Below are 22,964 nucleotides of genomic sequence, written 5' to 3'. Positions count from 1 at the left end.
AGGTCCCCGACCCATGTCCATTTTTAAGAATTCGGTAAGCACGCTCCTCCTGGTCCTGATGACGCTGCTGGCGGCCGGCGCGCTGACCAGCACGGCTATCCAGATGGTCGGGGCTTTCGGTCGCTATAGCGACAGTCTGGAGACCGAGCGGCTGGCGAATGCCGACAAGTCGATCTTCCATGGCGTGGTCGCCCTGCGCAGCAATCGTGGCGATGCCCAGAGCGCGCTGCTCGGCGAGGACGATCCGCGCGCCAAGCTCGGGGTTGCCGAGAAGGCGGAGCAGGCCGGCTTCGAGGCCATCAGCGCTGCGCTCTCCACCGTCGAATTCGCCCGCCGTGACGAGCTCGCCAGCACGCTGAAGCAGCGCTGGAGCGAGGCCGCGCCGAAATTCCAGTTGTTCTACGACGAGGCCAAGCTGCCGCGCGCCGAGCGCAAGCTGGAGCGCACCGCGCCCTGGTACGATGCGGTCACCAAAGTGATCGAGACCGCCAATCTCGCGTCGACCGCGGTGTCGAACCGCGCCTGGATGAACGATCCTTACATCGCCCGCATGATCCAGGCCCGCCGCCTCGCCTGGCAGGTACGCGACCGCTACGGCATCCAGTGCTCGACCCTGCGGCCGAACGTCAACGCCAGCAAGCCGCTCGACGATGCCCAGAAGCAGACCGTGGCCGGATGGAACGGCGTCGTCACCGCCGGCTGGACCGGCATGGAGGAGCTGCTGGCTGCGCCTGACGCGCCTGCCGACCTCGTCAACACGGCCAAGGAGGCGAGGGCCAAGACCGACGGCGCCCTCAAGCATATCGGCGAGATCACCAAGGGCTTCGACGGCAGCGGCCGTCCCGCGATGCCCGCCGCGGAATGGAACGCGTTGTGCCAGTCTCCGTTCGCTTCGATCGTCGCGGTCGCGAGCAAGGCGCTCGACCTTTCGATAGCGCACGCGGAGGCGGTTCAGGCGAAAGCGCTGACCAATCTCATCGTGCAATCCTTCGCGTTCCTGCTTGCGCTGGCCGTGACCATGGCCGGCGTGTTCGTGGTGCGCAATCGCCTCATGCGGCCGGTGCGCGCCATCCTCGACGCCATCGCCCGCATCAGCGCGCGCGACTATGCGACGCCGGTGCCGCAATCGCGGCATCCCGACGAGTTCGGCACCATGGCGGCTGCGCTCGAAAGCCTGCGCGAGAGCGCAGCGACCGCGGAGCGGCTCGGTAAGGAACGCGAATCGCAGCAGGCGCTTCAGCTCGCCCGCTCCGGCACCGTCGACGCCGCCTGCCGCAGCTTCGACGACACGGTGCAGGCGGTCATCCAGAGCGTTGCGGCCTCGACGCGGGAGCTCGACGCCACCGCAAGCGGCGTGCGCTCGCTGGTCTCGGAATCGAGCAGCCAGACCGCGGCGGTCTCCTCGGCAGCCGAGCAGGCCACCAACAATCTCGAGACCATCGCCGCCGCGACCGAGGAGCTCTCCGCGTCCGTGGGCGAGATCTCCGCGCAGGTGCAGTCGAGCGCGCGCGAGGCCCGCGAGGCCGTGGCCCAGGCCGAGCAGACCAATGCGACGGTCGAGATCCTCGATCAGACGGCAAGCCGGATCGGCGAGGTCGTGAAGATGATCAACGCCATCGCGGCCCAGACCAATCTGCTGGCATTGAACGCCACCATCGAAGCCGCGCGCGCCGGCGAGGCCGGCCGCGGCTTCGCCGTGGTCGCGGGCGAGGTCAAGAGCCTCGCGGCGCAGACCGCGACGGCGACGGAGGAGATCTCGCGCCAGGTCGAGGAGATCCAGGGCGCCACCGGCCAGGCCGTCGCCGCGATCCGCTCGATCGGCGGCGCCATCGGCGGCATCGACGAGAAGATGACGGCGATCGCCGCGGCGGTGGAAGAGCAGCGCGCGGCGACGACGGAAATCTCGCGCAACTTCCAGCAGGCGGCGCAGGGTACCCGCGAGGTCACCGACACCATCGGCAGCGTCGCCAGGCTCAACCAGGAGACCGGCAACGCCGGCACGGTGCTGTCGGAGTCCGTCAAGAAGATGTCGGCGGATGCCGATCGTCTTCGCGTCGCGGTCGAGGGCTTCCTGGGCGCCGTGAAGAGCGCCTGATTTTCATACTCTTTCCATCGGACGTCGCGCGGGCATTGCCGCAGCTCGGCACTGCGGGTACATCTGTGCCGCCTCGCTCCCCGCGGGCGCGGCGACAGACGCAAGACAGATCAGGGATGGAGAGTTCGATGCCGGTCACCCCACACAAGGCCCAACGCCCCTATCGCGGCGTGTTCCCGGTCGCGCCCACCATCTTCGACGAGCGCGGCGAGCTCGACCTCGAGGGTCAGCGCCGCTGCATCGATTTCATGATCGATGCCGGCTCGCACGGCATTTGCATCCTCGCCAATTTCTCCGAGCAGTTCGTGCTCACCGATGCCGAGCGCGAGACGGTGATGCACGCGGTGCTAGACCACGTGGCCGGCCGGGTTCCCGTGATCGTCACCACCACGCATTTCAGCTCGGCCGTGTGCGCGGCGCGCAGCAAGCAGGCCGAGGCGGCCGGCGCCGCCATGGTGATGGTGATGCCGCCCTATCACGGCGCGACCTTCCGCGTCCCCGAGAAAGGCATCGTCGAATTCTTCAAGGTGCTCTCCGGCGCGATCAACATCCCGATCATGATCCAGGACGCGCCGGTTGCCGGCACGCCGCTGCCCGTCGAGTTGCTGGCGCGGCTGTCGCGCGAATTCTCCAACATCCGCTATTTCAAGATCGAGGTGCCGGGCGCGGCCTCAAAACTCCGCAGCCTGATCGAGGCGGGCGGCAAGGACATCGAGGGACCCTGGGACGGCGAGGAGGCGATCACGCTGCTCGCCGATCTCGACGCCGGCGCCACCGGCGCCATGACCGGCGGCGGCTATCCCGACGGTATCCGCCAGATCATCGATCCTTATTTCGCGGGCGATCGCGAAAAGGCGAAGGCTGCCTATGAGCGCTGGCTTCCGCTGATCAATTACGAGAACCGCCAATGCGGCCTGATCGCCTGCAAGGTCATGATGCAGGCCGGCGGCGTGATCAAGTCGGAGGCGGTGCGCCATCCGCTGCAGCCGCTGCATCCGGCGACGCGCGCGGGGCTATTGGAGTTGGCCAAGGAGCGCGACGCGCTGGCGCTTAGGTGGGGGAAGTAATTCTCTCCCTCGTCATTGCGAGGAGCGAAGCGACGAAGCAATCCAGACTGTCTCCGCGGAGAAAGCCTGGATTGCTTCGCTCCGTTTGCAATGACGTAGCCCATCGCTTTCGGCTGAAGGCGTCGAATTAACGCGATTCCGCCAGTTTCCCCCGGCGCGGCGATCAAGTATCGTACGCCTTGCCAGCCAAGGCCTGCAGAGCGATCGCGACACATCGAACAGCTCTTCTTTTGCCACGATCCCGAGCCAGGTTGGTGCAAACCGACAGAACAGGGAGGCAGTGCCATGACGATGAGGCCGGATCCCACCTTTCACGCATCGCCCAAGCTTGCGATGGAAGCGCCTGCGGAGAACTTTGCTTACACCTTGCTGCTCAGTCCGGATTTCTCAAAGCCGGACGCTCTCGCGGTCATCGACGTCAAGCCGGGATCGCCGACCTACAGCCAGATCGTCCACACCGTCACGATGCCCAACAAGGGTGATGAGTTTCATCATTTCGGCTGGAATGCTTGCTCCTCCGCCCTGTCGCCGCTCGCCGGACACGCCTTCATCGAGCGGCGCTATCTCGTCATCCCGGGGCTGCGCTCGTCGCGGATCTACATCATCGATACCAAGCCCGATCCGACGAAGGCCAAGATCCACAAGATCATCGAGCCAGAGGAGGTCTTCAAGAAGACCGGCTACTCGCGGCCGCACACGATCCATTGCGGGCCGGACGGCATTTACGTGAGCACGCTGGGCGGCGGCGGCAAGGACGGCACCAACGGACCTCCGGGCGTCTTCATCATGGATTGCGAGACGTTCGAAGTTCTTGGACGATGGGAGATCGACCGTGGCCCGCAGACACTGCACTATGATTTCTGGTGGAATCTGCCGCGCGATTACATGGTGACGAGCGAATGGGCGTTGCCGCCGCAGTTCGAGAACGGGATCGTCCCGGAAGATCTGCTTGCGAATAAATATGGCCATCGTCTCCACTTCTGGGACCTTCGCGCCCGTCGCAACGTCCAGACCATCGACCTCGGCGCCAATCATCAGATGGCGCTGGAGGTGCGCCCCGCACACGATCCGGTTCGCGAGTATGGTTTCGTCGGTGTCGTGGTCGACACCACCAACCTCGAAGCGTCGATCTGGACCTGGTGGCGCGAGGGCGGAAAATTCCATGCCGAGAAGACGGCGACGATTCCTCCCGAAGCCGCGCCCAAGGAGAAGCTGCCGCCGCTGCTGCAGGGATTTGGCGCCGTGCCGCCGCTGGTGACGGACATCGACCTGTCGATGGACGACCGGTTTCTCTATGTCTCGTGCTGGGGGACGGGTGAGATGCGCCAGTACGACGTCAGCGATCCCAGAAAGCCGAAGCTTGCGGGCTCAGTCCATATCGGCGGCATCGCGCGGCGCACGCCCCATCCGAACGGAAAGGCCTTTGCGGCGGGCCCGCAGATGGTCGAGATCAGCCGCGACGGCCGGCGCGTGTACTGGACCAATTCGCTCTATTCCACCTGGGACGACCAGTTCTATCCCGACGGGGTTCCGGGCGTGGAAGTCATGGCCAATGTCGGTCGCAACGGCGGCCTCGAGCTCGACAAGGACTATTTCGTGAGCTTCCCCGACGGATATCGTGCGCACCAGATCAGGCTCGAGGGCGGCGATTGTTCGACGGACTCGTTTTGCTACCCGTCGGTCTAGATGGGACGCAGGCGAGCCCGGCCCCTGGCTGGCTGTGGCTCGCGCTTGTTGCGAGCGGTCTCTACCACGGGGTCAATCCGGGAATGGGATGGCCGCTCGCTGTTTCGGCCGGGCTCATGGACAAGAGCCCCCTCGCGCTCTTCCGCGCATTGTGGGCTCTGGCGGCCGGGCATCTCCTGGCAACACTTCTCGTGCTGCTGCCGTTCGCCTTCCTGCTCGTACTGGCCGAATGGCAGCGTCCAATCCAGATCGGTGCGAGTCTTCTCGTCATCGGCTTTGGCGTCTACCGGCTGATCGGCCGGAGTCATCCGCGCGCGCTGGCACGAATTCCGCCGACGCAATTGGCGCTCTGGTCATTTGCCGTCGCCATCGCTCACGGCGCTGCCTTGATGCTCGTGCCGATCTATCTCGGGCTCTGCCAGGCCTTCGAGCTCGATGCCGGCCATCAGGCGGCAAGCACGCTGATGGCGGCAAATCTCGGGATGGCGGTGCTGGTGTCCCTGGTGCACGTTGCCGCCATGGTCGGCGCTGGCGGATGTCTGACGTGGCTCGTCTACCGCCATCTGGGATTGAGGTTCGTCTCGCGAAGCTGGTTCAATCTGGATGCAGTCTGGGCGATCAGCCTCGTTCTGGTTGGCGCGGTGGCGCTCGCTTTCAATCTTGCGGCCTCGCGCTGAGGTCTACCGCGCCAAAGCCCACTCGCCGATGATGCGAAACCGCGCCTTGGCATCATCCTGCTTGAACAGCGCAATGCGATCGATCGCGAGCGCCTCGATCCCCAGCGCCGCAAACCTTGTCCGCAGCATCTGAAGGATGGGCCCGCGCTGCTCCGCATCCAGCCGACGCGTCAGGGTCATGTGGAAGCGGAATTCTTCCATCACGTAGGGATAGCCCCAGCGGTCGAGATAGTCGCGCTGCTGCGCGCTGAGCTTCTCGGGCTTGCGACGGGCGCGATCTTCCGTCGTCAGCGCGGCGCGAAACGGGTCGAACTCGCGAACGCAATCGGCGGCAAGCTGTTGGAGAGCCTCGACCGGCTCGGCCGGAATGACGGCAATGAAGCCGCTGATGGCATCGACTATCGGTCGGACCGCCGGGATCGGCCTTGTCTTGCCCGCGAAGGCCGCGCAGGCGGCCACCAGTTCGGCTTCGGTCTTGCCAGGCGCCAGCGCCATCGGCGCCTTCAGCGTGGCGTGAAAGCCGTATTTGCGGGGATCGGTGGTGACCTCGCGCCAATCCGGTGCGACCTTCAGCGCCTGCTCTGGAAACGAAATCTCGCCGCCGCTGTACGCGTCATAGCCGAGCAACTCGGCGCCGAAGCGGGAGAGGGCGCTGTCGTGGCCGGCGGCAAAATAGATCGCGTAGCGAGGGAAACCTGTCATTGCCTCAGCATAACCAATCTACGCCGCGACGACAGTCTCGCGCGGCGCCGCCATTGCGGTGAGCAGCCGCGTCGCGTCGGTGAGATGCACGAGCCTGCCGCCCGAGATCACCGCGATCAGCCGCGGCCGCAGCTCGACGCTGTCGTCGACGAGGAGAATGTCGGCGCGGCGTCCCTCCGCGATCAGGCCGCGATCGGTGAGCCCGGTCGCGCGCGCCGGGCCGGCGGAGACCAGATCCCAGGCCTGCGCCAGCGGCACCACGCCATCGGCGGCCAGGCGGAACGCGGCGAGCAGTTGCGCGGGATAATAATAATCCGAGGCCAGCACCGAGCAGAGCCCTTTCGCGATCATGTCGGAGGCCCTGGTCCAGCCGGTGTGGCTGCCGCCGCGCACGACGTTCGGCGCGCCGTAGACGATGGCATCGCCGTGGCTGGCCGCAGCCTGCGCCGTCTCCTCGTTGATGGGAAATTCCGCGATCAAGGCGCCGAGCTCGCGAAATTCCCGGCGCATCGCCGGGCTCGCATCGTCGTGCGAGAGCATCCGCACCTCGGCCCCGCGGGCCGCGGCGGCCAGGCGTGACACCGAGGCGGGCACCTCGTCGGCACGCGAGACCACGCGCTCGACCAGCCGGTCGAATGCTTCACTCGACAGACCGGTGCGCTCCACCATGCGGTTGCGCTTGCGCGGATTGGAGATGTCGGCAACGACGCCGTCCATATGATCGTTGAAGGCGAACAGGTCGACGCGGCCCTCGCTGAGCCACTGTGCGATCTCCGCTTCGGCATCGAGATTGTAGGTCTCGTGCCGCAGGTGGAAGCGGGTATCGGCAGCGAATTGCGGACGCTGCCGCTCGATCGCCTCCATCAGGCCGAGCGCATTGTCGGCACTGCGCAGGCCCGGCTCCCAGGAGCAGGTCGTGGCGTGAAACACGGTGGTGATGCCGTTGCTGATCGCCTGGCGGTCGCTGTCGGCGAGCGCAACGTCGATCGGAAAGTCGACGCCGGCGCGCGGCATCATCTGCCGCTCGAAGGCATCTCCGTGCAGATCGACGATGCCGGGCAGCACCAGGAGGTCACGGGCATCCAGCGCCAGCCGCGCCCGGCTGCGAGAGGCATCGACCTCTGCAATGTCCGTTCCGGAGATGAGAAGGGAGGTTTCGACGAGTTCGGCGCCGATCAGGGCCCGGCCGCCTTCGATGAATGTGTCTGTCACGCGACCGCGCTTCGTTTGCTGGCAGGAGGATTGGCGAGTGAGCTCGCTTGTGCTTCGTATGTCGAGAGGAAATCTTCAATCCCGAGCTTGCGGAAATTGGGCAGCGCCTCGCGCAACTTGTCGTGATCCCAGTCCCACCAGGCAAGCTTTGCAAGCCGGCCGGCGATCTCCTCCGAGAACCGCCGCCGCACGATGCGGGCCGGATTGCCGGCGACGATGCCGTAGGCCGGCACGTCCTTGGTGACGATCGCGCCGGCGGCGATCACCGCGCCGGTGCCGATGTTGCGGCCCGGCAGCACGATCGCGCCATGGCCGATCCAGACGTCATGGCCGATATGAACGTGATGCTGTCGCCGCCAGTCGAAGAACTCGGAATCGTCGCTTTCACCCTCGAAATAGGCGCTGGAGCGGTAGGTGAAATGCGCCTGCGTGGCGCGATGCATCGGATGGTTGCCGGGATTGATGCGGGTCATGGCCGCGATCGAGCAGAATTTGCCGATGGTGGTGTAGGTGATCTGCGCATCGTTCACGACATAGGAGTAATCGCCCATCGCCACTTCATGCAGGATCGTGCGCGCGCCGACCTCGGTGTAGGCGCCGAGCCTGGTCTCATGCAGCTTGGCCGAGGGATCGACGGTCGGCTGAACCGAAAGAGCTTTGGCGGCCATGTTGCATCCGAAGTGCGAGGGCGGGCGTTTCTCTTCGAGCGCCTGGATGACGATGTCATGACAATGAGATGACAGGGGATGATCTGCGTAGGATGGACGCACTGCAACAGCGCTGTCACACAAGTGTTAACCACGGGCGTTAGCGGTTGGCTCCAGCTACTCTGGAGCCCCTGTATGCTGGTGGTTGAAGGCCTGACGTGTCGCTTCGGCGCGAAAGCCGCGGTGGACGATGCTTCGTTTCAAGTTTCCCCCGGCGGCTTCGTCGGGGTGATCGGGCGATCCGGCGCCGGCAAGTCGACATTGCTGCGGAGCGTCAATCGCCTCGTGGCGCCGACCGGCGGGCGCATCATGTTCGACGGCGTCGACGTGACCTCGCTGCGCGGCAAGGAGCTGCGTCGGTGGCGCGCCCGCTCGGCGATGATCTTCCAGCAGTTCAACCTGGTCGGCCGTCTCGACGTGCTCACCAATGTCCTGATGGGTCGGCTCGCCACCATGCCCGCCTGGCGCTCGCTGTCGCAGGCCTGGCCCGAGCAGGACAAGGCGCTGGCGATGTCCGCGCTCGAGCAGTTCGACATCGCTTCGCTCGCGGCCCAGCGCGCCGACCAGCTCTCCGGCGGCCAGCAGCAGCGCGTCGCGATCGCCCGCGCGCTGGTGCAGCAGCCCGACATCATCCTCGCCGACGAGCCGATCGCCTCGCTCGATCCGCGCAACACCAAGATCGTGATGGATGCGCTTTTGCGCATCAACAAGCATTTCGGCATCACGGTGATCTGCAACCTGCATTCGCTCGATCTGGCGCGGACCTATTGCGATCGCCTGATCGGCATGGCGGCGGGTCGCGTGGTGTTCGATGGCGCCCCGTCCGCGTTGACCGATCACGTCGCACGCGATCTGTACGATCTCGAAGCCGCCGACGTCATGGGTGGGCTGCCTGTCCCGGCGCCCGACGGCGTGCCGGCGCTCGGAACCGCCGCGGCTGCCTGAGCCGCGTCGCACCTGTTCAATTGCCAGTTTTCCGTCAACCGACCCCAAACGATGAAGAGGGTATCATGATCACTCGCAGATTAATCCTTGCCGGCGCCGCCGTGCTCGCGTTCACGGCCTCCGCTTCGGCGAGCGACTGGAAGGCCAAATATCCGGAGCTGACCTTCGCGGTCGTTCCGGCCGAGAACGCCTCCGGCGTCACCGAGCGCTGGGCGCCGTTCATGAGCTATCTGTCGAAGGAGCTCGGCGTGAAGGTCACGCTGCGCATTGCCAACGACTACGCCGCCGTCATCGAAGGCCAGCGCGCCGGCAACATCCACATTGCCAGCTACGGCTCGGCTTCGTTCGCCCGCGCCCGCCTCACCGGCGTCAAGACCGACGCCTTCGCCAACGACATCAACGCCGACGGCTCGACCGGCTACTACTCGGTGTTCTTCGTCAAGGCGAACAGCACCTACAAGAAGATTGACGACCTCAAGGGCAAGAACCTCGGCCTGGTCGATCCGAACTCGACCTCCGGCAACAACGTGCCGCGCTTCGAGCTCGACAAGATGGGCATCCACGATGCCGAGGGCTATTTCAGCAAGGTCGTCTTCACCGGCAGCCACGAGAACGCGATGCTGGCGTTGTCGCAAGGAACGGTCGACGTCGCGGCCAACCAGTGGACCACCGACGACGATTCGACACTGGCGCAGATGCTGACCAAGGGCATGCTGAAGAACGCCGATGGCACGCCGATGAAGAAGGACGATTTCCGCATCATCCACAAGTCGGCGCCGATCATCAACGGTCCTTACGCCTACAACTCCGACTTGCCGGACGACGCCAAGGCGGCCATCGCGAAGGCCTTCTTCGACGCGCCGACGAAGGACAAGGCGGCGTTCGATCGCCTCCAGGACGGCCAGAAGAAGGGGTTTAATCACGCCACCACCAAGGACTGGGATGGCACGATCGAGCTGATCAAGTTCGTCGACACACTGCGTAAGAAGAAGGCGTCCTGAGTTTCGGGACGAGGCACCTGGAGCCGGGTCGATGGACCCGGCTCTTTCTTTGACGGGACCTTCTCAGGCCGATGACAACAGCGGTTTCGATCCTCCCCGAGCAGCAGCTCGCCGCGCTGAACGCTGGCTATCGCCAGGCGGTTTCACGCAGGCGGCTTCGTCTCCTGTTGGGAGCGGGCGTGTTTGCCGCCGCGCTGGCTCTCGCCGCGATCGGCGCCGAAGTGAATTTGCGCACGCTTTTCACCTATTTCGGCAACTTCGTCAGTTATTTCGACCGCATCCTCACGCTCGACAGCGGCCAGCGGGTCTGGACCGATGTCGGCGAGTGGTTCTGGGGCTGGCGCAAATGGCTGAAGATGCTAGGTGAGACGCTGCTGATCTCCTATGTCGGCACGCTGATCGGTGCGACCTTCGCCTTTGCGCTCAATTTCTTCGCGGCCGAGAACACCTCGCCTGCGCCCTGGCTGCGCTTCGTCGTGCGGCGCCTGCTCGAATTCGCCCGCTCGGTTCCCGGGATCGTCTTCGCGCTCGTCTTCGTCATCGCCTTCGGGCTTGGACCGATGGCAGGCGTGCTGGCGATTGCGATCCACTCCACCGGTGCGCTCGGAAAACTGTTCTCGGAGATCGTGGAGAATGCCGACATGAAGCCGGTCGAGGGCATCCGCTCGACCGGGGCGAGCTGGCTCGCCTGCATGCGCTTCGCCATCGTGCCGCAGGTCACCGCCGGCTATGCCAGCTACGCGCTGCTGCGCTTCGAGATCAACGTCCGCGAAGCCTCGGTGATGGGATTTGTCGGCGCCGGCGGCATCGGCCAGGAGCTCGTCGTTGCAATTCGCAAATTCTATTATTCGGACGTCAGCGCCATCCTGCTCACCATCATCGTCACCGTGTTCCTCATCGACATCGCCACGGGCTGGCTGCGCGGCCGTCTGTTCGGCAAGGAGGCGCGGACGTGACGAAGTCGCAGGAGGTCGATACGCACCAGATGCGCGCGCGCTACCCCGATGTGTTCGACCGGCCGGCCTCGGCGCGCCTCGCGACGCCCGTTATGATCGCCGCGGCGCTCGCGATCCTGATCTATGGCCTCGTCGATCTCGACTTCTCGCCGTCGCGCTTCTTCGCCGGCCTCAGCCAGCTCGGCTGGATCAGCCTGATGATGATCCCGCCGGATCCCGGCTCCTCGCTGCCGGTCTACTTGAAGGCGCTCGGCGAGACGCTCTCGATCGCGCTGCTCGGCACCACGCTGGCGGCGGTGTTCGCGCTGCCGGTGAGCTTGCTTGCTGCGCGCAACATCGTGCCGTCGGGCATCCTGCGCTTTCCCGTCCGCCGCTTCCTGGATTCGATCCGCGGCGTCGACACCCTGATCTGGGCGCTGGTGTGGATCAACGTGGTCGGGCTCGGCCCGTTCGCCGGCGTGCTCGCCATCGCGGTGGCGGATTTCGGCGCCTTCGGCAAGCTGTTCTCGGAGGCGATCGAGAGCGCCGACCAGAAGCAGGTCGAAGGCATCCGCGCCTCCGGAGGCAGCGCCCTGCACGAGATCCGCTTCGGCTTGATGCCGCAGGTGCTGCCTGTCATTGCAGGCCAGGTGCTTTATTTCATCGAGTCCAACACCCGCTCGGCGACCATCATCGGCATCGTCGGCGCCGGCGGCATCGGCCTCCAGCTCGCCGAGCAGATCCGCGTGCTGGAATGGCAGAAAGTGTCGTTCCTGATCCTGATGATTCTGGTCGCGGTCGCCGCGATCGATTTCATCTCGGGCAAGCTACGCTTTGCGATTATTGGAAGGCGGGCTGTTGCGTAGCTTGCTTTTTCCCTTCTCCCCTTGTGGGAGAAGGTGGCGCGAAGCGCCGGATGAGGGGTGTCTTTCAGCGTGCTCAAGCGAGAATTGGACTCGCGGAGACATACCCCTCGCCCGTCTCGCCGCTATCGCGGCGAGCCACCCTCTCCCACAAGGGGAGAGCGGAAGAAGCGTGCCCGCGGCGAAACGCTCACCCGTTCTCCACCACAAACTCCACCCGCTCCGCGGCAAAGCGCGAGTGCTTCGTCATCAGCGGCTTGCCCGTGAGATCGTGGTCGGTGGCGTCGACCACCAGGATCGGTCGCCCCAGCGCCAGATCGAGCCGTGTGGCGTCCGTCGCGTCGACGATGCCGGCAGTGATTCGGGTCGCGCCGCGGCGATAGTCGCGGACACCGAAATGCTCCAGCAACTTCGTCATCGAGCGCGTCGCCGCGAACACGGCGCCCGCATCCGGGAACAGGTCGGCTGAGAGCCAGGTGGTAGAAACACAGATCGGCGTGCGGTCGGCGAGGCGAATCGCCTCGATCCGCACTAACGGCGCACCCGTCTTTAATCCCAATTCTCGTGCGAGCTCGCGCGTCGCGACGTCATCGGTCGCCTCGATCAGCCGGCCGTGCGGCTCGCGGCCATCAGCGCCGACGATCTCGGAGAAGCGCGTGCGCGAGCGCAGGGGATAGGCGAGCTTCTGCGCCTCGACATAGGTTCCGCTGCCGCGCTCGGCGCGCACCAGGCCGCGCTCGGCAAGGGCTGCCAGCGCGCGCCGCACGGTGTGGCGGTTGACGCGATAGGTCTCGGCGATCTCCATCTCGCCCGGCAATTTGTCGCCGGCCGCAAAGCGGCCGTCGGCGATGCCGCGCTCGATGCCGTCGGCCACGAGGCGCCATAGCGCGACGCCCGAGGAGGCTGTGTCCTGCATGCTCATGTCGCGGGAAGCCTACTCCAGAAATCACAGCATTGTCACGAAACAGTCATGGCGCGTCCGTATGAAGTTGTCTATTATCATAGACAACTTCGATGCGGCAAGTTCTGTAGAAGAGCTCGGTGGACCAGGTGAACCAGCAGACGACCCAGCAAGCCCAGCGCAAGGCCGCCATGGCCGTGCTGGCGCACGCGGAGGCGGGCGAGATCGCCGCTCGCCTCCGCAACTTGGCCCTCCCGGACCATCAGGATCTGCGCACGCCCGAGAGCGGCCTCGTCATGCTGCGCGGCCGGGTCGGCGGCGACGGTGCGCCGTTCAACCTCGGCGAAGCCACGGTGTCGCGCGCCGCGGTGCGGCTTGCCAGCGGCGAGGTCGGTTTCGGCTACACGCTCGGACGGAACGGCGAGAAAGCGCGGCTGATCGCGCTGTGCGACGCGCTGGTGCAATCCCGTGATTTCAGTGCGGCCGTCGAGCGCGACGTAATCGCGCCGTTGCGCGACCAGCTTATGATTCGCCGCAAGCAGGCGGCGGCCGAGACCGCCGCGACGAAGGTTGATTTCTACACCATGGTGCGCGGTGAGGGGTGAGGTCATGACCACGATTGCGGAGCTGCCACCGGGTTTCGCCGACAAGGTGCTGTCGGCGCAATCGACCTTTCGTTCGGTCATGGACGCCATGGCGCGGCCGGGCTCGGTGCAGCGCATCGTGCCGATGGCGGGCGCGCCGGGGCCTATGATGCGCGGCACCGCCGCGATCGCGCTGACGCTGTTCGACCACGACACGCCGCTCTGGCTCGATGCGCGGATGGCGGAGAGCTCGGACGTGACGAAGTGGCTGAAATTCCACACCGGCGCGCCGGTCGTGCAGGATTCGTCGATCGCCTCGTTCGCTCTCATCAGTGACGGTGGCGCCTTGCCTGCGCTCGAGCGCTTCGCGCTCGGTACCAGCGAGTATCCGGACCGCTCGACCACGGTCATCATCCAGATCGACAGCCTCGCCTCCGGACGCAGCTTCGAGCTTCGCGGCCCCGGTATCGACGGGATGGCGGCGCTGCAGGCGTCGATCAAGCCTTTCGACCTGTTCGAGCGCCTGCAGATGAACGAGGCGCTGTTTCCGCGCGGCATCGATGTGGTGCTGGTCGCCGATGACGCCGTGGTCGCGATCCCCCGCACCACGCGCATCGTGAGCAAGGGAAGTTAGAAGCATGTATGTCGCAGTCAAAGGCGGCGAACGCGCCATCGAGAACGCCCATCGTCTGCTCGCGCATAAGCGGCGCGGCGACCAGAGCGTTGCGGAAATCTCCCTTGACCAGATCTCGGAGCAGCTCGGCCTTGCCGTCGATCGCGTCATGAGCGAAGGCTCGCTCTATGACCGCGAGCTCGCATCGCTCGCGATCAAGCAGGCGCGCGGCGATCTGATCGAGGCGATCTTCCTGGTTCGCGCCTTCCGCGCCACGCTGCCGCGCTTCGGCGCCAGCGAACCGGTCGACACTGGCGCGATGCGGGTGCAGCGCCGGGTGTCGGCGACCTTCAAGGACATTCCCGGCGGCCAAATCCTGGGACCGACCTTCGACTACACCCACCGCCTGCTCGATCCATCGCTCGCCCAAGGTTTTGTGCCGGAGGCTCCGGCCGCGGCCGAAGCCTCCACCGCGCCGACCCCGCGCGTGACCGACATTCTCGGCCGCGACGGGCTGATCGAAGCATCGCCGGAAGCCGAGGACGGCGCCAGCGTCGGCGATCTCACCCGCGAACCGCTGAATTTCCCGGCGGATCGCGACTTGCGCCTGCAAAACCTCGCGCGCGGCGACGAAGGCTTTCTGCTCGCGATGGGCTATTCCACCCAGCGCGGCTATGGCCGCAACCATCCCTTCGTCGGCGAGATCCGCTTCGGCGAGGTGGAAATCGACTTTGTCGCGGAAGACGTCGGCTTCGCCGTGCCGCTCGGATCGATCGAGCTCACCGAGTGCCAGATGGTCAACCAGTTCAAGGGCTCCGCGACCGAGGCGCCGTGCTTCACCCGCGGCTATGGGCTCGCCTTCGGCCAGAGCGAGCGCAAGACCATGTCGATGGCGCTGGTCGACCGCGCATTGCGCGCCCGCGAGCTCGGCGAGGAGGCGCTCGCACCGGCGCAGGACGAGGAGTTCGTGATGTCGCATTCGGACAACGTCCAGGCGACCGGCTTCGTCGAGCACCTGAAGCTGCCGCATTATGTCGATTTCCAGTCCGAGCTCGGCCTGCTCCGAAAGCTGCGTCAGGAGTTTGCCGAGGCCAATGCGCCTGATGCCATGAAGGAGGCCGCGGAATGAACGCGCCCGCCTACAATTTCGCCTATCTCGACGAGCAGACCAAGCGCATGATCCGCCGCGCGATCCTGAAGGCGATCGCGATCCCCGGCTATCAGGTGCCGTTCGCCAGCCGCGAGATGCCGATGCCGTATGGCTGGGGCACCGGCGGCGTGCAGGTCACGGCCGCGATCCTGGGGCCGCAGGACGTGCTGAAGGTGATCGACCAGGGTTCGGACGACACCACCAACGCGATCTCGATCCGCAAGTTCTTCGCCAAGACGGCGGGCGTTGCGACGACGACGGCGACGGACGAAGCAACCGTGATCCAGACCCGTCACCGCATCCCCGAAACGGCGCTGAACGCGAACCAGGTGCTGGTCTATCAGGTGCCGATCCCCGAGCCGTTGCGCTTCCTCGAGCCGCGCGAGACCGAGACGCGGCGCATGCATGCGCTCGCCGAATACGGCCTGATGCATGTGAAGCTCTACGAGGACATCGCGCGCTTCGGCCACATCGCCACCGCCTACGCCTATCCGGTGAAGGTCAACGCGCGCTATGTGATGGACCCGTCGCCAACGCCGAAATTCGACAATCCCAAGATGGACAATTGCCCGGCGCTGCAATTGTTCGGCGCCGGCCGCGAGAAGCGCATCTACGCGATTCCGCCCTATACGCAGGTGGTGTCGCTCGATTTCGAGGATCACCCGTTCGAGCCCTACCGCTTCAACGCGCCCTGCGCGCTGTGCGGGGCGGAGAATTCCTATCTCGACGAGATCGTGACCGACGACAAGGGCGGCCGCATGTTCGTGTGCTCGGACACCGATTATTGCGAGGGTCGCCAGGCCGCCGGTCATCACGGCAGCCTCAGTGCCGCGCCGTACAAGGAGAAGGCTCAGGAGGCCACGAATGGCTGATCAGAATCTGATCGAGAACGACGAGCCGCTGCTGGTCGCGCAGTCCCTCAGCAAGTCGTTCGGCCGCATCAGTGCCTGCCGCGACGTCTCGTTCTCGCTCTATCCCGGCGAGGTGCTGGCGATCGTCGGCGAATCCGGTTCCGGCAAATCGACGCTGCTGCAGATGCTGTCGGGCCAGCTTGCGCCGAGCGCGGGCCATGTGTCGTACCGGATGCGCGATGGCGTCACCCGCGATCTCACGACGCTGGGCGAGGCCGAACGGCGCTTCCTGTTCCGCACCGATTGGGGATTCGTGCATCAGGATCCCGCACAGGGCCTGCGCATGGCAGTCTCGGCCGGCGCCAATGTCGGCGAGCGGCTGATGGCGGTGGGGTGGAATCATTACGGCCGCATTCGCGACACCGCGTCCGACTGGCTCACCCGGGTCGAGATCGACGTCGCGCGGATCGACGATGCGCCGCGCACCTATTCCGGCGGCATGCGCCAGCGCCTCCAGATCGCCCGCAACCTCGTCACCGAGCCGCGGCTTGTGTTCATGGACGAGCCGACCGGCGGCCTTGACGTGTCGGTCCAGGCGCGCCTGCTCGATCTCCTGCGCAGCCTGGTCGCCGAGCTGGACCTCGCCGTCGTCATCGTCACCCATGATCTCGCCGTGGCGCGCCTGTTATCGCACCGCGTGATGGTGATGAAAGGCGGCCGCGTCATCGAGACCGGCCTTACCGATCAGGTGCTCGACGACCCGCGCGAGCCCTATACCCAGCTGCTCGTCTCCTCGATCCTGCCGCCATGAACTTTACAATATGAGCTTTCCAATGACCGCCATGATCGAAATCACCGACGCCGGCAAGACCTTCACGATGCACCTGCAGGGCGGCATCGAGCTGCCGGTGGTGCGCGGCGTGACCTTCCAGGTCAATCCAGGCGAGTGCGTCGTGCTGTCGGGCCCGTCGGGCGCCGGCAAATCGTCGATCCTGAAGATGATCTTCGGCAATTACCGCTGCGACAGCGGCCGCATCGGCATCCGCCATCGCGGCAAGGTGGTCGATCTTGCCACCGCCGAGCCGCGCCAGGTGCTCAACGTCCGCCGCTCCACCATCGGCTATGTCAGCCAGTTCCTGCGGGCCGTGCCGCGGGTTGCGACCATCGACGTCGTCGCGGAGCCGCTGATCGTGAACGGCATGAGCCGGACTGAGGCACAGGCGCGCGCTGGCGAGCTGCTGCGTCGTCTCAATATCCCTGAACGGCTCTGGCAGCTTCCGCCTGCGACCTTCTCCGGCGGCGAGCAGCAGCGCGTGAACATCGCCCGTGGCTTCATCTCCGACCTGCCGATCCTGCTGCTGGACGAGCCGACCGCCTCGCTCGATGCGGCCAATCGCGCCGTGGTGGTCGAGCTGGTCGCCGAGAAGAAACGTCAGGACGTCGCCATGGTCGCCATTGTCCATGACGACGAAATCCGTCATTTGATTGCCGACCGCATCGTCGACGTCACCAGCTTTGCCGCCGCGGCCTGAAGGAATGGGGACATGAAGAAGGAATCCGTGATCGCCAACGCCAGGATCGTGCTGGCTGACCGGGTGATCGAGCGGGGCTGGCTCGCGCTTGCCGACGGCCGCATTGCGGAGATCGGCGAGGGGAGGGCGCCCGCGGGTGCCGAGGACGCCGGCGGCGATCTGATCATGCCCGGCCTGATCGAGCTCCACACCGACCATCTCGAAGCGCATTACGTGCCGCGGCCAAAGGTGTTCTGGAATCCGGTCGCCGCCGTCATCTCCTATGACGGCCAGCTTGCGACCTCGGGCATCACCACCGTGTTCGATTCGCTCCGGGTCTGGCGCGAGGACGGCGCCGAGGAGGTCGATGGCCGCGCCGGCGTGCTCGCCGCCGCGATCACCAATGCGCGCGAGGCCAACCTGCTGCGCGCCGATCACTTCCTGCATCTGCGCTGCGAGATCCCGATGCCGAGCGTGGTCGAGGAAGCGAAGGAGCTGATCGATCGTCCCGACGTCAAGCTGATGTCGCTGATGGACCACACGCCGGGCCAGCGCCAGTTCCGCGATGAGGTCAAGCTGCGCGACTATTATCGCGGCAAGGGCGGCGGCAAGACCGATGCCGAGCTCGACGAATTGTTCGCAAAGCGCTTCGAGTATCAGAGGCTCTATGCCGCGGCCAACATGCGCGAGATCGTGGCGCTGGCGCATGAGTACAACATTCCGCTGGCGAGCCACGACGACACCACCGAGGAGAACGTCGCGGACGCCGTGCGCGACCGCGTCTCCGTCGCGGAATTCCCGACCACGCTTGAGGCCGCGCGCGGCCTGCACCAGGCCGGCATCGACATCCTGATGGGCGCGCCGAACGTTGTGCGCGGCGGCTCGCACTCCGGCAACATCGCGGCGGTCGATCTCGCCCGCGAAGGCCTGCTCGACATCCTATCGTCGGACTACATCCCGTCGAGCCTTCTCATGGCCGCGTTGCAATTGCCCGAGCATGTGCCCGCGATCAGCCTTCCTGCCGCGGTCCGCACCGTGACCAAAGCGCCCGCCGAAGCGGTCGGGCTCACCGACCGCGGGGAGGTCGCGACCGGCAAGCGTGCCGACTTGATCCGCGTCCATGTCGCAGGCCAGGTTCCCGTGGTCCGCAGCGTCTGGCGCGAAGGACACCGCGTCGCATGAGCGAGGCCATGGCCACGGCCGAGGGCGAGACGGGTGCGATCGGCCCCGGCCGGCTCGTGCTCGTGGTCGGCCCCAGCGGCGCCGGCAAGGATACGCTGTTGCGACTGGCGCAGGCGGCCTGCAGCGACGATCCCGGCATCGTCTTCCCGCGCCGCATCGTGACGCGCGCGTCGTCCGCCGATGAGGACAATATCGCGGTCAGTCCCGACGAATTCCGCCGCGCGTGCGAGCACGGCGACTTTGCCGTGCACTGGGAGGCGCATGGGCATTCCTATGCGCTGCCGCTCGAGATCAACGACGACATCCGCGCGGGCCGCACCATCGTCGTCAACGTCTCACGCACCGTGATCGCCGCCCTGCGCCAGGTCTATGCCAACGTCGTGGTGGTCGTGATCACGGCGCCGCCGGAGGTATTGGCGCGGCGGCTCGCCGCGCGCGCCCGGAAGAGCGATGGCAACATCGCCGAGCGGCTGTCGCGCAGCGTCGATGAGGCGTCGGCACACGCGGACGTCACCATCGTCAATGCCGGCAGCGCGGATTATCACAGCCGCCAGCTGGTGCGCGTAATCAGGAATGAAGGCTGGCAGGATCAAGTTGCCGGCAATAACACGGAGAGAATGGAATGACGGTGATCGAAACGGTCGAGCAGCTCGAGGCCATCTACGGCGCCACCAACGACGCCTCGACCGTCAAAGTCGCCGACCACGTCACTCCGCTCTACCGCGCCTTCATCGAGAAGGCGCCGTTCGCTGCGCTCGCCACCATCGGGCCCGAGGGTATCGACTGCTCGCCGCGCGGCGATCTGCCCGGCTTCGTCCGCGTCCACGACCCCAAGACGCTGATGCTGCCCGACCGCCGCGGCAACAACCGGGTCGATTCCTTGCGCAATATCGTGCGCGACCCGCGCGTGTCGTTGATGTTCCTGATCCCCGGCTCCGGTAATGCAGTGCGCGCCAACGGCCGCGCGCATCTCTCCGTCGATCCGGAGCTGCTGGCCTCGTTCAAGGTCGAAGGCAAGGCGCCGCGCAGCGTCATGGTGATGAACGTGGAGGAAATCTACTTCCAATGCGCTCGCGCCATCGTCCGCTCCGAGCTCTGGAATCCCGACAAGCGCGTCGATCCGAAAACGCTGCCGACGCCGGGGCAGATTCTCGCGGAGATGAGTGACAACAAGGTCGGTGGCGCGGAGTACGATCGCGCTTGGCCAGAACGGGCGGCGGCGACGATGTGGTGATGTTCTTACCCTCTCTTCTTGTGGGAGAGGGTGCCTCGCCGCGAAGCGGCGAGACGGGTGAAGGGTATCTCTCCATTCGCGCATCTCTCGCGATCGCGTTCGTGGAGAGATACCCCTCATCCGGCGCTTCGCGCCACCTTCTCCCGCAACGGGAGAAGGGAAGAAGCGCCGGATGAGATGATTTCGGCTGCCGGTGCTTTCGGCAAGAGAAATGCTCCAGCGCGACGCTGCCAAATATGGATAGCCATTTCATTGACCGATCGCGCCGATCGTTCGATATTCGCAGCATCGTAACTGCTTCTCGAGCCCAAGCCGCGATATGAAAATCGATCACCAGCGCAGTCAGAACGACATGCATGCTTGCATGATGCTGCGCTGTGTCTCGGCAGCCACGGGCGCCTGTTGTTGTTGCTGACCGCCTTCTAGCAACTCTCCGCACCAACACTCCCGGAACAGGAACGCCGAGCCACCGGCGAACGAGCAGTCATGTCCCAGACCCAGTCGAACGCCTACATCATCGAGATTCAGGACCGCGCCGCCGGCATCATTACGAGAGATGAGCGCGGCTTCCGCTTCTTCTCCTCCGAGCGTCTGTTCGACAGCCTCGAAGGCCGCCAGTTCCATTCGGCCCGCGAGGCCGAACGGGCAGCCCGTGCCGTGTTGGCAGAGCGCCGGCACCTTCTCTCAATCTGAGCACCAGCAGAGCGAAAGGAATTTGCAAATGATCACGCGACGACACATTCTGGCAACGACGCTGTTGCTTGCGACGGCCCTGACTGCACCCGCGCACGCCGAGGACAAGCCGGCGGAGATCCGCATCGGCACGCAGAAGGGCGGCTTCTTCCCGGCGGTGCGCCAGCGCCAGACGCTTGAGAACGCCTTCAAGCCGCTCGGCATCGAGATCAAATGGGTCGACTTCCAGTTCGGTCCGCCGCTGCTGGAAGCCATCAATGTCGGCAGCGTCGATTTCGGCTATGTCGGCGACTCCCCGCCGATCTTCGCGCAGGCCGGCGGCGCCAAGATACGCTACGTCGCTGCGGTGAAGTCGGACGGCAACACCCAGGCGATCATCGTGCCGAAGGACTCGGCCATCAAGACGCTGGCCGATCTCAAGGGCAAGCGCGTCGCTTTCGGTAAGGGATCGAGCGCGCATAATCTCCTCGTCGCTGCGCTCGAAAAGGCCGGCCTGTCCTGGTCCGACATCACGCCGGCGCCGCTCGCGCCCGCCGATGCGACCGCGGCCTTCGTGAAGGGCTCAGTCGATGCCTGGTCGATCTGGGATCCCTATCTGGCGCTCGCCGAGCTGAAGGAAAAGGCGCGCGTCATTGCTTTCGACAAGGACGTGCACAAGCCGAATGCCTTCTACATCGCCAACACGGATTTCGTTGATAGATATCCTTCGCTGGTGGCGAAGCTGAACACCACCTTCGCGTCTGAAGGCGTCTGGGCAAACGAACACCACGAGGACGTTGCCAAAGCGCAGGCAGACGCGACCGGCGTCGACATCGAAGCCGTCAGGCGCTTCGTGGGTCGCTCCAACTTCCGCGTGGTGCCGCTGGATGCCGAGATCATCGCAAGCCAGCAGGCGGTCGCCGACCGTTTCGCCAAGCTCGGCCTGATCCCGAAACCCGTCAACGTCTCCGGCATCGTCTGGAAGTGGAATCCAGGCTCCTGAACCGGCGCGCCTGATCAGCTCCGCCGCCGCGCGCGGGTGCGCGCCGCCTTTTTGGCGGCGGCGGAGCGGACCTTGGCACCCTTGGTGTGGCTTGCCTTGCGCGCGGCGGCTGAACGAGACGTTGCGGTTCGGCGGCTTGCGGCGCGCTTGGCCTGTTTCGACAGCGCACCGCGCGATGCGGTCGAGCGCGGTTCCTTCTTCAGGACGTTCGTGACGGCGCGCGATACTTTCGGCCTCCGCTTCGGCGTGCGTTTGCCCTGGCCGACCTCATAGGCATATTTGGCACTGCGCCGTGTCGCCTTCTTGGTGCGCCCCTTGCGCGGCGGGGGCAGATCGACGCCGGCGCGCCGTGCTTCGGACAGGCCGATCGCGATGGCCTGTTTGGTCGAGCGCGCGCCGTGCTTGCCCTTGCGAATCTTGTCGATCTGGTCCTTGACGAATTCGCCGGCCTGCGTGCTGGCGGACTTGCCGGCGCGCTTGTCTTGCCTGGCTTTGCGAACGACTTCCTGTCTCGGCATGGTCGGGTTCCCCTGTCTTGAGTGAGAGGGATGTCTGACCGCAACGCGCAAGACATAAGATTGATCCGCTTAGTTCCGCAGCGCCGCCAGCAGTTCGTCCGGGCGCTCGGCCATGATCATGTGGCCGGCGCCGGGCACCACGACGGTCTTTGCATGCGGGATCGCCGCGGCGAGCGCCTTGCCGGCCTTCGCCGGCGTCATCATGTCCCGCTCGCCGAGGATCAGCGTCGTCGGCACTTTCACGCTCGCGGCAGCGGCAAGCGCATTCGTATAGGCGTTGCAGGCCGACAGATCCTTGAAGAGCACGCCCGGCTTACATGCCCTGAGGACCGCCTGCGCGCCGCCATGCATCCACAGGCCCGGCGCCAGGCTGCCGCCGAGCTCCGCGTTGAAGCCGAGGCCCCAGATCGAGACCATGTCGTTGGCGTCCTGCGAATTGGCTTCGGCGGCTTTGAGCAGATCCGGACCCACCGTCATGGTCGCGGCGGTGCCGATCAGGCTCAGCGCCGACACCTTGTCGGGATGCCGCGCGGCGGTCTCCAGCGAGATCAGGGAGCCCATGGAGTGGCCGATCAGATGCGCCTTCGCAGCTCCCGCCGCATCGAGCAGCGCCGCAGTCCAGTCGGCCATCTCGGCAATAGTCGAGAGCGAGGATCCAGCCGAGCGGCCGTGGCCGGGCAGGTCGGGCGCCAGCACGGCAAAGCCGTGATGGGCAAACCAGCGCGTATGCAGCGCCCAGGTCGAATGGTCGAAGCCGGCGCCATGAATGAAGACCACCGCGGGCAGGGATTTGTCGAAGTCGCGGCCGCCGGTTGCGACAAACACATCGGCGCCGTTGACGGAAAGCTTCATGGT

General features: G+C 65.6%; 25 protein-coding genes. 19 read left to right on the top strand and 6 right to left on the bottom strand.

Annotation, left to right across the window (positions count from 1 at the left end):
- Positions 1-13 precede the first annotated feature (13 nt).
- From AC24YW_RS12160 to AC24YW_RS12145, 4 genes are all read left to right on the top strand, one after another.
- On the top strand, positions 14-2,095 hold the full coding sequence (locus tag AC24YW_RS12160) for a methyl-accepting chemotaxis protein (RefSeq protein ID WP_487482951.1): 2,082 nt from the start codon (positions 14-16) through the stop codon (positions 2,093-2,095).
- A gap of 128 nt (positions 2,096-2,223) precedes the next feature.
- On the top strand, positions 2,224-3,162 hold the full coding sequence (locus AC24YW_RS12155; RefSeq protein ID WP_487482950.1) for a dihydrodipicolinate synthase family protein: 939 nt from the start codon (positions 2,224-2,226) through the stop codon (positions 3,160-3,162).
- A gap of 285 nt (positions 3,163-3,447) precedes the next feature.
- Positions 3,448-4,848 (top strand): selenium-binding protein SBP56-related protein, encoded by a 1,401-nt coding sequence (locus AC24YW_RS12150; protein ID WP_487482949.1) that lies wholly within the window; start codon positions 3,448-3,450, stop codon positions 4,846-4,848.
- 83 nt (positions 4,849-4,931) lie between these two features.
- A complete protein-coding gene (locus tag AC24YW_RS12145) occupies positions 4,932-5,525 on the top strand; it encodes a hypothetical protein (protein WP_487482948.1) in 594 nt (197 codons plus the stop codon).
- A gap of 3 nt (positions 5,526-5,528) precedes the next feature.
- Here AC24YW_RS12145 and AC24YW_RS12140 read toward each other — a convergent pair whose 3' ends face one another.
- The 3 genes from AC24YW_RS12140 to AC24YW_RS12130 are packed head-to-tail and all read right to left on the bottom strand — an operon-like array spanning position 5,529 to position 8,107.
- The gene (locus tag AC24YW_RS12140) at positions 5,529-6,227 is read right to left on the bottom strand and encodes a DUF1045 domain-containing protein (RefSeq protein WP_487482947.1); all 699 of its coding nucleotides are present in this window, start codon (positions 6,225-6,227) and stop codon (positions 5,529-5,531) included.
- Positions 6,228-6,245: 18 nt separating this feature from the next.
- Positions 6,246-7,439: an alpha-D-ribose 1-methylphosphonate 5-triphosphate diphosphatase gene (locus tag AC24YW_RS12135; RefSeq protein ID WP_487482946.1), complete on the bottom strand. Its 1,194-nt coding sequence runs from the start codon at positions 7,437-7,439 to the stop codon at positions 6,246-6,248.
- Complete coding sequence (locus tag AC24YW_RS12130; protein ID WP_487482945.1) at positions 7,436-8,107, bottom strand: LbetaH domain-containing protein; 672 nt, start codon at positions 8,105-8,107, stop codon at positions 7,436-7,438. The genes AC24YW_RS12135 and AC24YW_RS12130 overlap by 4 nt, the downstream gene beginning before the upstream one ends.
- A 174-nt stretch (positions 8,108-8,281) precedes the next feature.
- On the opposite strand from AC24YW_RS12130, the gene phnC reads away from it, so the two are divergent.
- From phnC to phnE (AC24YW_RS12110), 4 genes are all read left to right on the top strand, one after another.
- Positions 8,282-9,091: a phosphonate ABC transporter ATP-binding protein gene (gene phnC, locus AC24YW_RS12125; RefSeq protein WP_487482944.1), complete on the top strand. Its 810-nt coding sequence runs from the start codon at positions 8,282-8,284 to the stop codon at positions 9,089-9,091.
- A 65-nt stretch (positions 9,092-9,156) separates the two neighbouring features.
- Positions 9,157-10,092 (top strand): phosphonate ABC transporter substrate-binding protein, encoded by a 936-nt coding sequence (gene phnD / locus AC24YW_RS12120; protein WP_487482943.1) that lies wholly within the window; start codon positions 9,157-9,159, stop codon positions 10,090-10,092.
- 71 nt (positions 10,093-10,163) lie between these two features.
- Positions 10,164-11,048, top strand: coding sequence for a phosphonate ABC transporter, permease protein PhnE (gene phnE, locus AC24YW_RS12115; RefSeq protein ID WP_487482942.1), 885 nt, complete (start codon positions 10,164-10,166; stop codon positions 11,046-11,048).
- A 29-nt stretch (positions 11,049-11,077) separates the two neighbouring features.
- Positions 11,078-11,893 (top strand): phosphonate ABC transporter, permease protein PhnE, encoded by an 816-nt coding sequence (gene phnE / locus AC24YW_RS12110; protein ID WP_487483298.1) that lies wholly within the window; start codon positions 11,078-11,080, stop codon positions 11,891-11,893.
- 187 nt (positions 11,894-12,080) lie between these two features.
- Here the strand turns inward: phnE (AC24YW_RS12110) and phnF are convergent, their stop codons facing one another.
- Positions 12,081-12,812: a phosphonate metabolism transcriptional regulator PhnF gene (phnF, locus tag AC24YW_RS12105; RefSeq protein WP_487482941.1), complete on the bottom strand. Its 732-nt coding sequence runs from the start codon at positions 12,810-12,812 to the stop codon at positions 12,081-12,083.
- A gap of 170 nt (positions 12,813-12,982) precedes the next feature.
- On the opposite strand from phnF, the gene phnG reads away from it, so the two are divergent.
- The 11 genes from phnG (at position 12,983) to AC24YW_RS12050 (ending at position 21,591) form a co-directional block, all read left to right on the top strand.
- Positions 12,983-13,396 (top strand): phosphonate C-P lyase system protein PhnG, encoded by a 414-nt coding sequence (phnG, locus tag AC24YW_RS12100; RefSeq protein ID WP_487483297.1) that lies wholly within the window; start codon positions 12,983-12,985, stop codon positions 13,394-13,396.
- Between the two features lie 4 nt (positions 13,397-13,400).
- The gene (gene phnH / locus AC24YW_RS12095) at positions 13,401-14,009 is read left to right on the top strand and encodes a phosphonate C-P lyase system protein PhnH (RefSeq protein ID WP_487482940.1); all 609 of its coding nucleotides are present in this window, start codon (positions 13,401-13,403) and stop codon (positions 14,007-14,009) included.
- 4 nt (positions 14,010-14,013) lie between these two features.
- The gene (locus tag AC24YW_RS12090; protein ID WP_487482939.1) at positions 14,014-15,117 is read left to right on the top strand and encodes a carbon-phosphorus lyase complex subunit; all 1,104 of its coding nucleotides are present in this window, start codon (positions 14,014-14,016) and stop codon (positions 15,115-15,117) included.
- A complete protein-coding gene (locus AC24YW_RS12085) occupies positions 15,114-16,010 on the top strand; it encodes an alpha-D-ribose 1-methylphosphonate 5-phosphate C-P-lyase PhnJ (RefSeq protein ID WP_487482938.1) in 897 nt (298 codons plus the stop codon). Before AC24YW_RS12090 ends, AC24YW_RS12085 begins: the two co-directional genes overlap by 4 nt.
- Positions 16,003-16,800, top strand: coding sequence for a phosphonate C-P lyase system protein PhnK (phnK, locus tag AC24YW_RS12080; RefSeq protein WP_487482937.1), 798 nt, complete (start codon positions 16,003-16,005; stop codon positions 16,798-16,800). The genes AC24YW_RS12085 and phnK overlap by 8 nt, the downstream gene beginning before the upstream one ends.
- Before the next feature lie 22 nt (positions 16,801-16,822).
- The gene (gene phnL / locus AC24YW_RS12075) at positions 16,823-17,521 is read left to right on the top strand and encodes a phosphonate C-P lyase system protein PhnL (protein WP_487482936.1); all 699 of its coding nucleotides are present in this window, start codon (positions 16,823-16,825) and stop codon (positions 17,519-17,521) included.
- 12 nt (positions 17,522-17,533) lie between these two features.
- A complete protein-coding gene (locus tag AC24YW_RS12070) occupies positions 17,534-18,682 on the top strand; it encodes an alpha-D-ribose 1-methylphosphonate 5-triphosphate diphosphatase (protein WP_487482935.1) in 1,149 nt (382 codons plus the stop codon).
- On the top strand, positions 18,679-19,308 hold the full coding sequence (gene phnN, locus AC24YW_RS12065) for a phosphonate metabolism protein/1,5-bisphosphokinase (PRPP-forming) PhnN (protein ID WP_487482934.1): 630 nt from the start codon (positions 18,679-18,681) through the stop codon (positions 19,306-19,308). The genes AC24YW_RS12070 and phnN overlap by 4 nt, the downstream gene beginning before the upstream one ends.
- Positions 19,305-19,916, top strand: a complete 612-nt coding sequence (locus AC24YW_RS12060) for a pyridoxamine 5'-phosphate oxidase family protein (protein ID WP_487482933.1) — start codon at positions 19,305-19,307, stop codon at positions 19,914-19,916. Before phnN ends, AC24YW_RS12060 begins: the two co-directional genes overlap by 4 nt.
- A 486-nt stretch (positions 19,917-20,402) precedes the next feature.
- Complete coding sequence (locus AC24YW_RS12055; RefSeq protein ID WP_487482932.1) at positions 20,403-20,609, top strand: hypothetical protein; 207 nt, start codon at positions 20,403-20,405, stop codon at positions 20,607-20,609.
- A gap of 28 nt (positions 20,610-20,637) precedes the next feature.
- Positions 20,638-21,591, top strand: coding sequence for an aliphatic sulfonate ABC transporter substrate-binding protein (locus tag AC24YW_RS12050; protein WP_487482931.1), 954 nt, complete (start codon positions 20,638-20,640; stop codon positions 21,589-21,591).
- A 14-nt stretch (positions 21,592-21,605) separates the two neighbouring features.
- Here the strand turns inward: AC24YW_RS12050 and AC24YW_RS12045 are convergent, their stop codons facing one another.
- Positions 21,606-22,109 (bottom strand): DUF6496 domain-containing protein, encoded by a 504-nt coding sequence (locus tag AC24YW_RS12045; RefSeq protein WP_487482930.1) that lies wholly within the window; start codon positions 22,107-22,109, stop codon positions 21,606-21,608.
- 69 nt (positions 22,110-22,178) lie between these two features.
- Positions 22,179-22,961, bottom strand: coding sequence for an alpha/beta fold hydrolase (locus AC24YW_RS12040; protein ID WP_487482929.1), 783 nt, complete (start codon positions 22,959-22,961; stop codon positions 22,179-22,181).
- Positions 22,962-22,964 lie beyond the last annotated feature (3 nt).

The organism is Bradyrhizobium sp. USDA3516 (assembly GCF_057651995.1).
The sequence above is the reverse complement of the archived record's forward strand: the minus strand, read 5'-3'. Positions and strand labels throughout refer to the sequence as shown.

What these genes read in the sequence shown, in the direction of transcription:
- AC24YW_RS12160 (WP_487482951.1), top strand. Translation starts at nt 14, where the DNA reads ATGTCCATTTTTAAGAATTCGGTAAGCACGCTCCTCCTGGTCCTGATG.
- AC24YW_RS12155 (WP_487482950.1), top strand. Translation starts at nt 2,224, where the DNA reads ATGCCGGTCACCCCACACAAGGCCCAACGCCCCTATCGCGGCGTGTTC.
- AC24YW_RS12150 (WP_487482949.1), top strand. Translation starts at nt 3,448, where the DNA reads ATGACGATGAGGCCGGATCCCACCTTTCACGCATCGCCCAAGCTTGCG.
- AC24YW_RS12145 (WP_487482948.1), top strand. Translation starts at nt 4,932, where the DNA reads ATGGGATGGCCGCTCGCTGTTTCGGCCGGGCTCATGGACAAGAGCCCC.
- AC24YW_RS12140 (WP_487482947.1), bottom strand. Translation starts at nt 6,227, where the DNA reads ATGACAGGTTTCCCTCGCTACGCGATCTATTTTGCCGCCGGCCACGAC.
- AC24YW_RS12130 (WP_487482945.1), bottom strand. Translation starts at nt 8,107, where the DNA reads ATGGCCGCCAAAGCTCTTTCGGTTCAGCCGACCGTCGATCCCTCGGCC.
- phnC (WP_487482944.1), top strand. Translation starts at nt 8,282, where the DNA reads ATGCTGGTGGTTGAAGGCCTGACGTGTCGCTTCGGCGCGAAAGCCGCG.
- phnD (WP_487482943.1), top strand. Translation starts at nt 9,157, where the DNA reads ATGATCACTCGCAGATTAATCCTTGCCGGCGCCGCCGTGCTCGCGTTC.
- phnE (WP_487482942.1), top strand. Translation starts at nt 10,164, where the DNA reads ATGACAACAGCGGTTTCGATCCTCCCCGAGCAGCAGCTCGCCGCGCTG.
- phnE (WP_487483298.1), top strand. Translation starts at nt 11,078, where the DNA reads ATGCGCGCGCGCTACCCCGATGTGTTCGACCGGCCGGCCTCGGCGCGC.
- phnF (WP_487482941.1), bottom strand. Translation starts at nt 12,812, where the DNA reads ATGAGCATGCAGGACACAGCCTCCTCGGGCGTCGCGCTATGGCGCCTC.
- phnG (WP_487483297.1), top strand. Translation starts at nt 12,983, where the DNA reads ATGGCCGTGCTGGCGCACGCGGAGGCGGGCGAGATCGCCGCTCGCCTC.
- phnH (WP_487482940.1), top strand. Translation starts at nt 13,401, where the DNA reads ATGACCACGATTGCGGAGCTGCCACCGGGTTTCGCCGACAAGGTGCTG.
- AC24YW_RS12090 (WP_487482939.1), top strand. Translation starts at nt 14,014, where the DNA reads ATGTATGTCGCAGTCAAAGGCGGCGAACGCGCCATCGAGAACGCCCAT.
- AC24YW_RS12085 (WP_487482938.1), top strand. Translation starts at nt 15,114, where the DNA reads ATGAACGCGCCCGCCTACAATTTCGCCTATCTCGACGAGCAGACCAAG.
- phnK (WP_487482937.1), top strand. Translation starts at nt 16,003, where the DNA reads ATGGCTGATCAGAATCTGATCGAGAACGACGAGCCGCTGCTGGTCGCG.
- phnL (WP_487482936.1), top strand. Translation starts at nt 16,823, where the DNA reads ATGACCGCCATGATCGAAATCACCGACGCCGGCAAGACCTTCACGATG.
- AC24YW_RS12070 (WP_487482935.1), top strand. Translation starts at nt 17,534, where the DNA reads ATGAAGAAGGAATCCGTGATCGCCAACGCCAGGATCGTGCTGGCTGAC.
- phnN (WP_487482934.1), top strand. Translation starts at nt 18,679, where the DNA reads ATGAGCGAGGCCATGGCCACGGCCGAGGGCGAGACGGGTGCGATCGGC.
- AC24YW_RS12060 (WP_487482933.1), top strand. Translation starts at nt 19,305, where the DNA reads ATGACGGTGATCGAAACGGTCGAGCAGCTCGAGGCCATCTACGGCGCC.
- AC24YW_RS12055 (WP_487482932.1), top strand. Translation starts at nt 20,403, where the DNA reads ATGTCCCAGACCCAGTCGAACGCCTACATCATCGAGATTCAGGACCGC.
- AC24YW_RS12050 (WP_487482931.1), top strand. Translation starts at nt 20,638, where the DNA reads ATGATCACGCGACGACACATTCTGGCAACGACGCTGTTGCTTGCGACG.
- AC24YW_RS12045 (WP_487482930.1), bottom strand. Translation starts at nt 22,109, where the DNA reads ATGCCGAGACAGGAAGTCGTTCGCAAAGCCAGGCAAGACAAGCGCGCC.
- AC24YW_RS12040 (WP_487482929.1), bottom strand. Translation starts at nt 22,961, where the DNA reads ATGAAGCTTTCCGTCAACGGCGCCGATGTGTTTGTCGCAACCGGCGGC.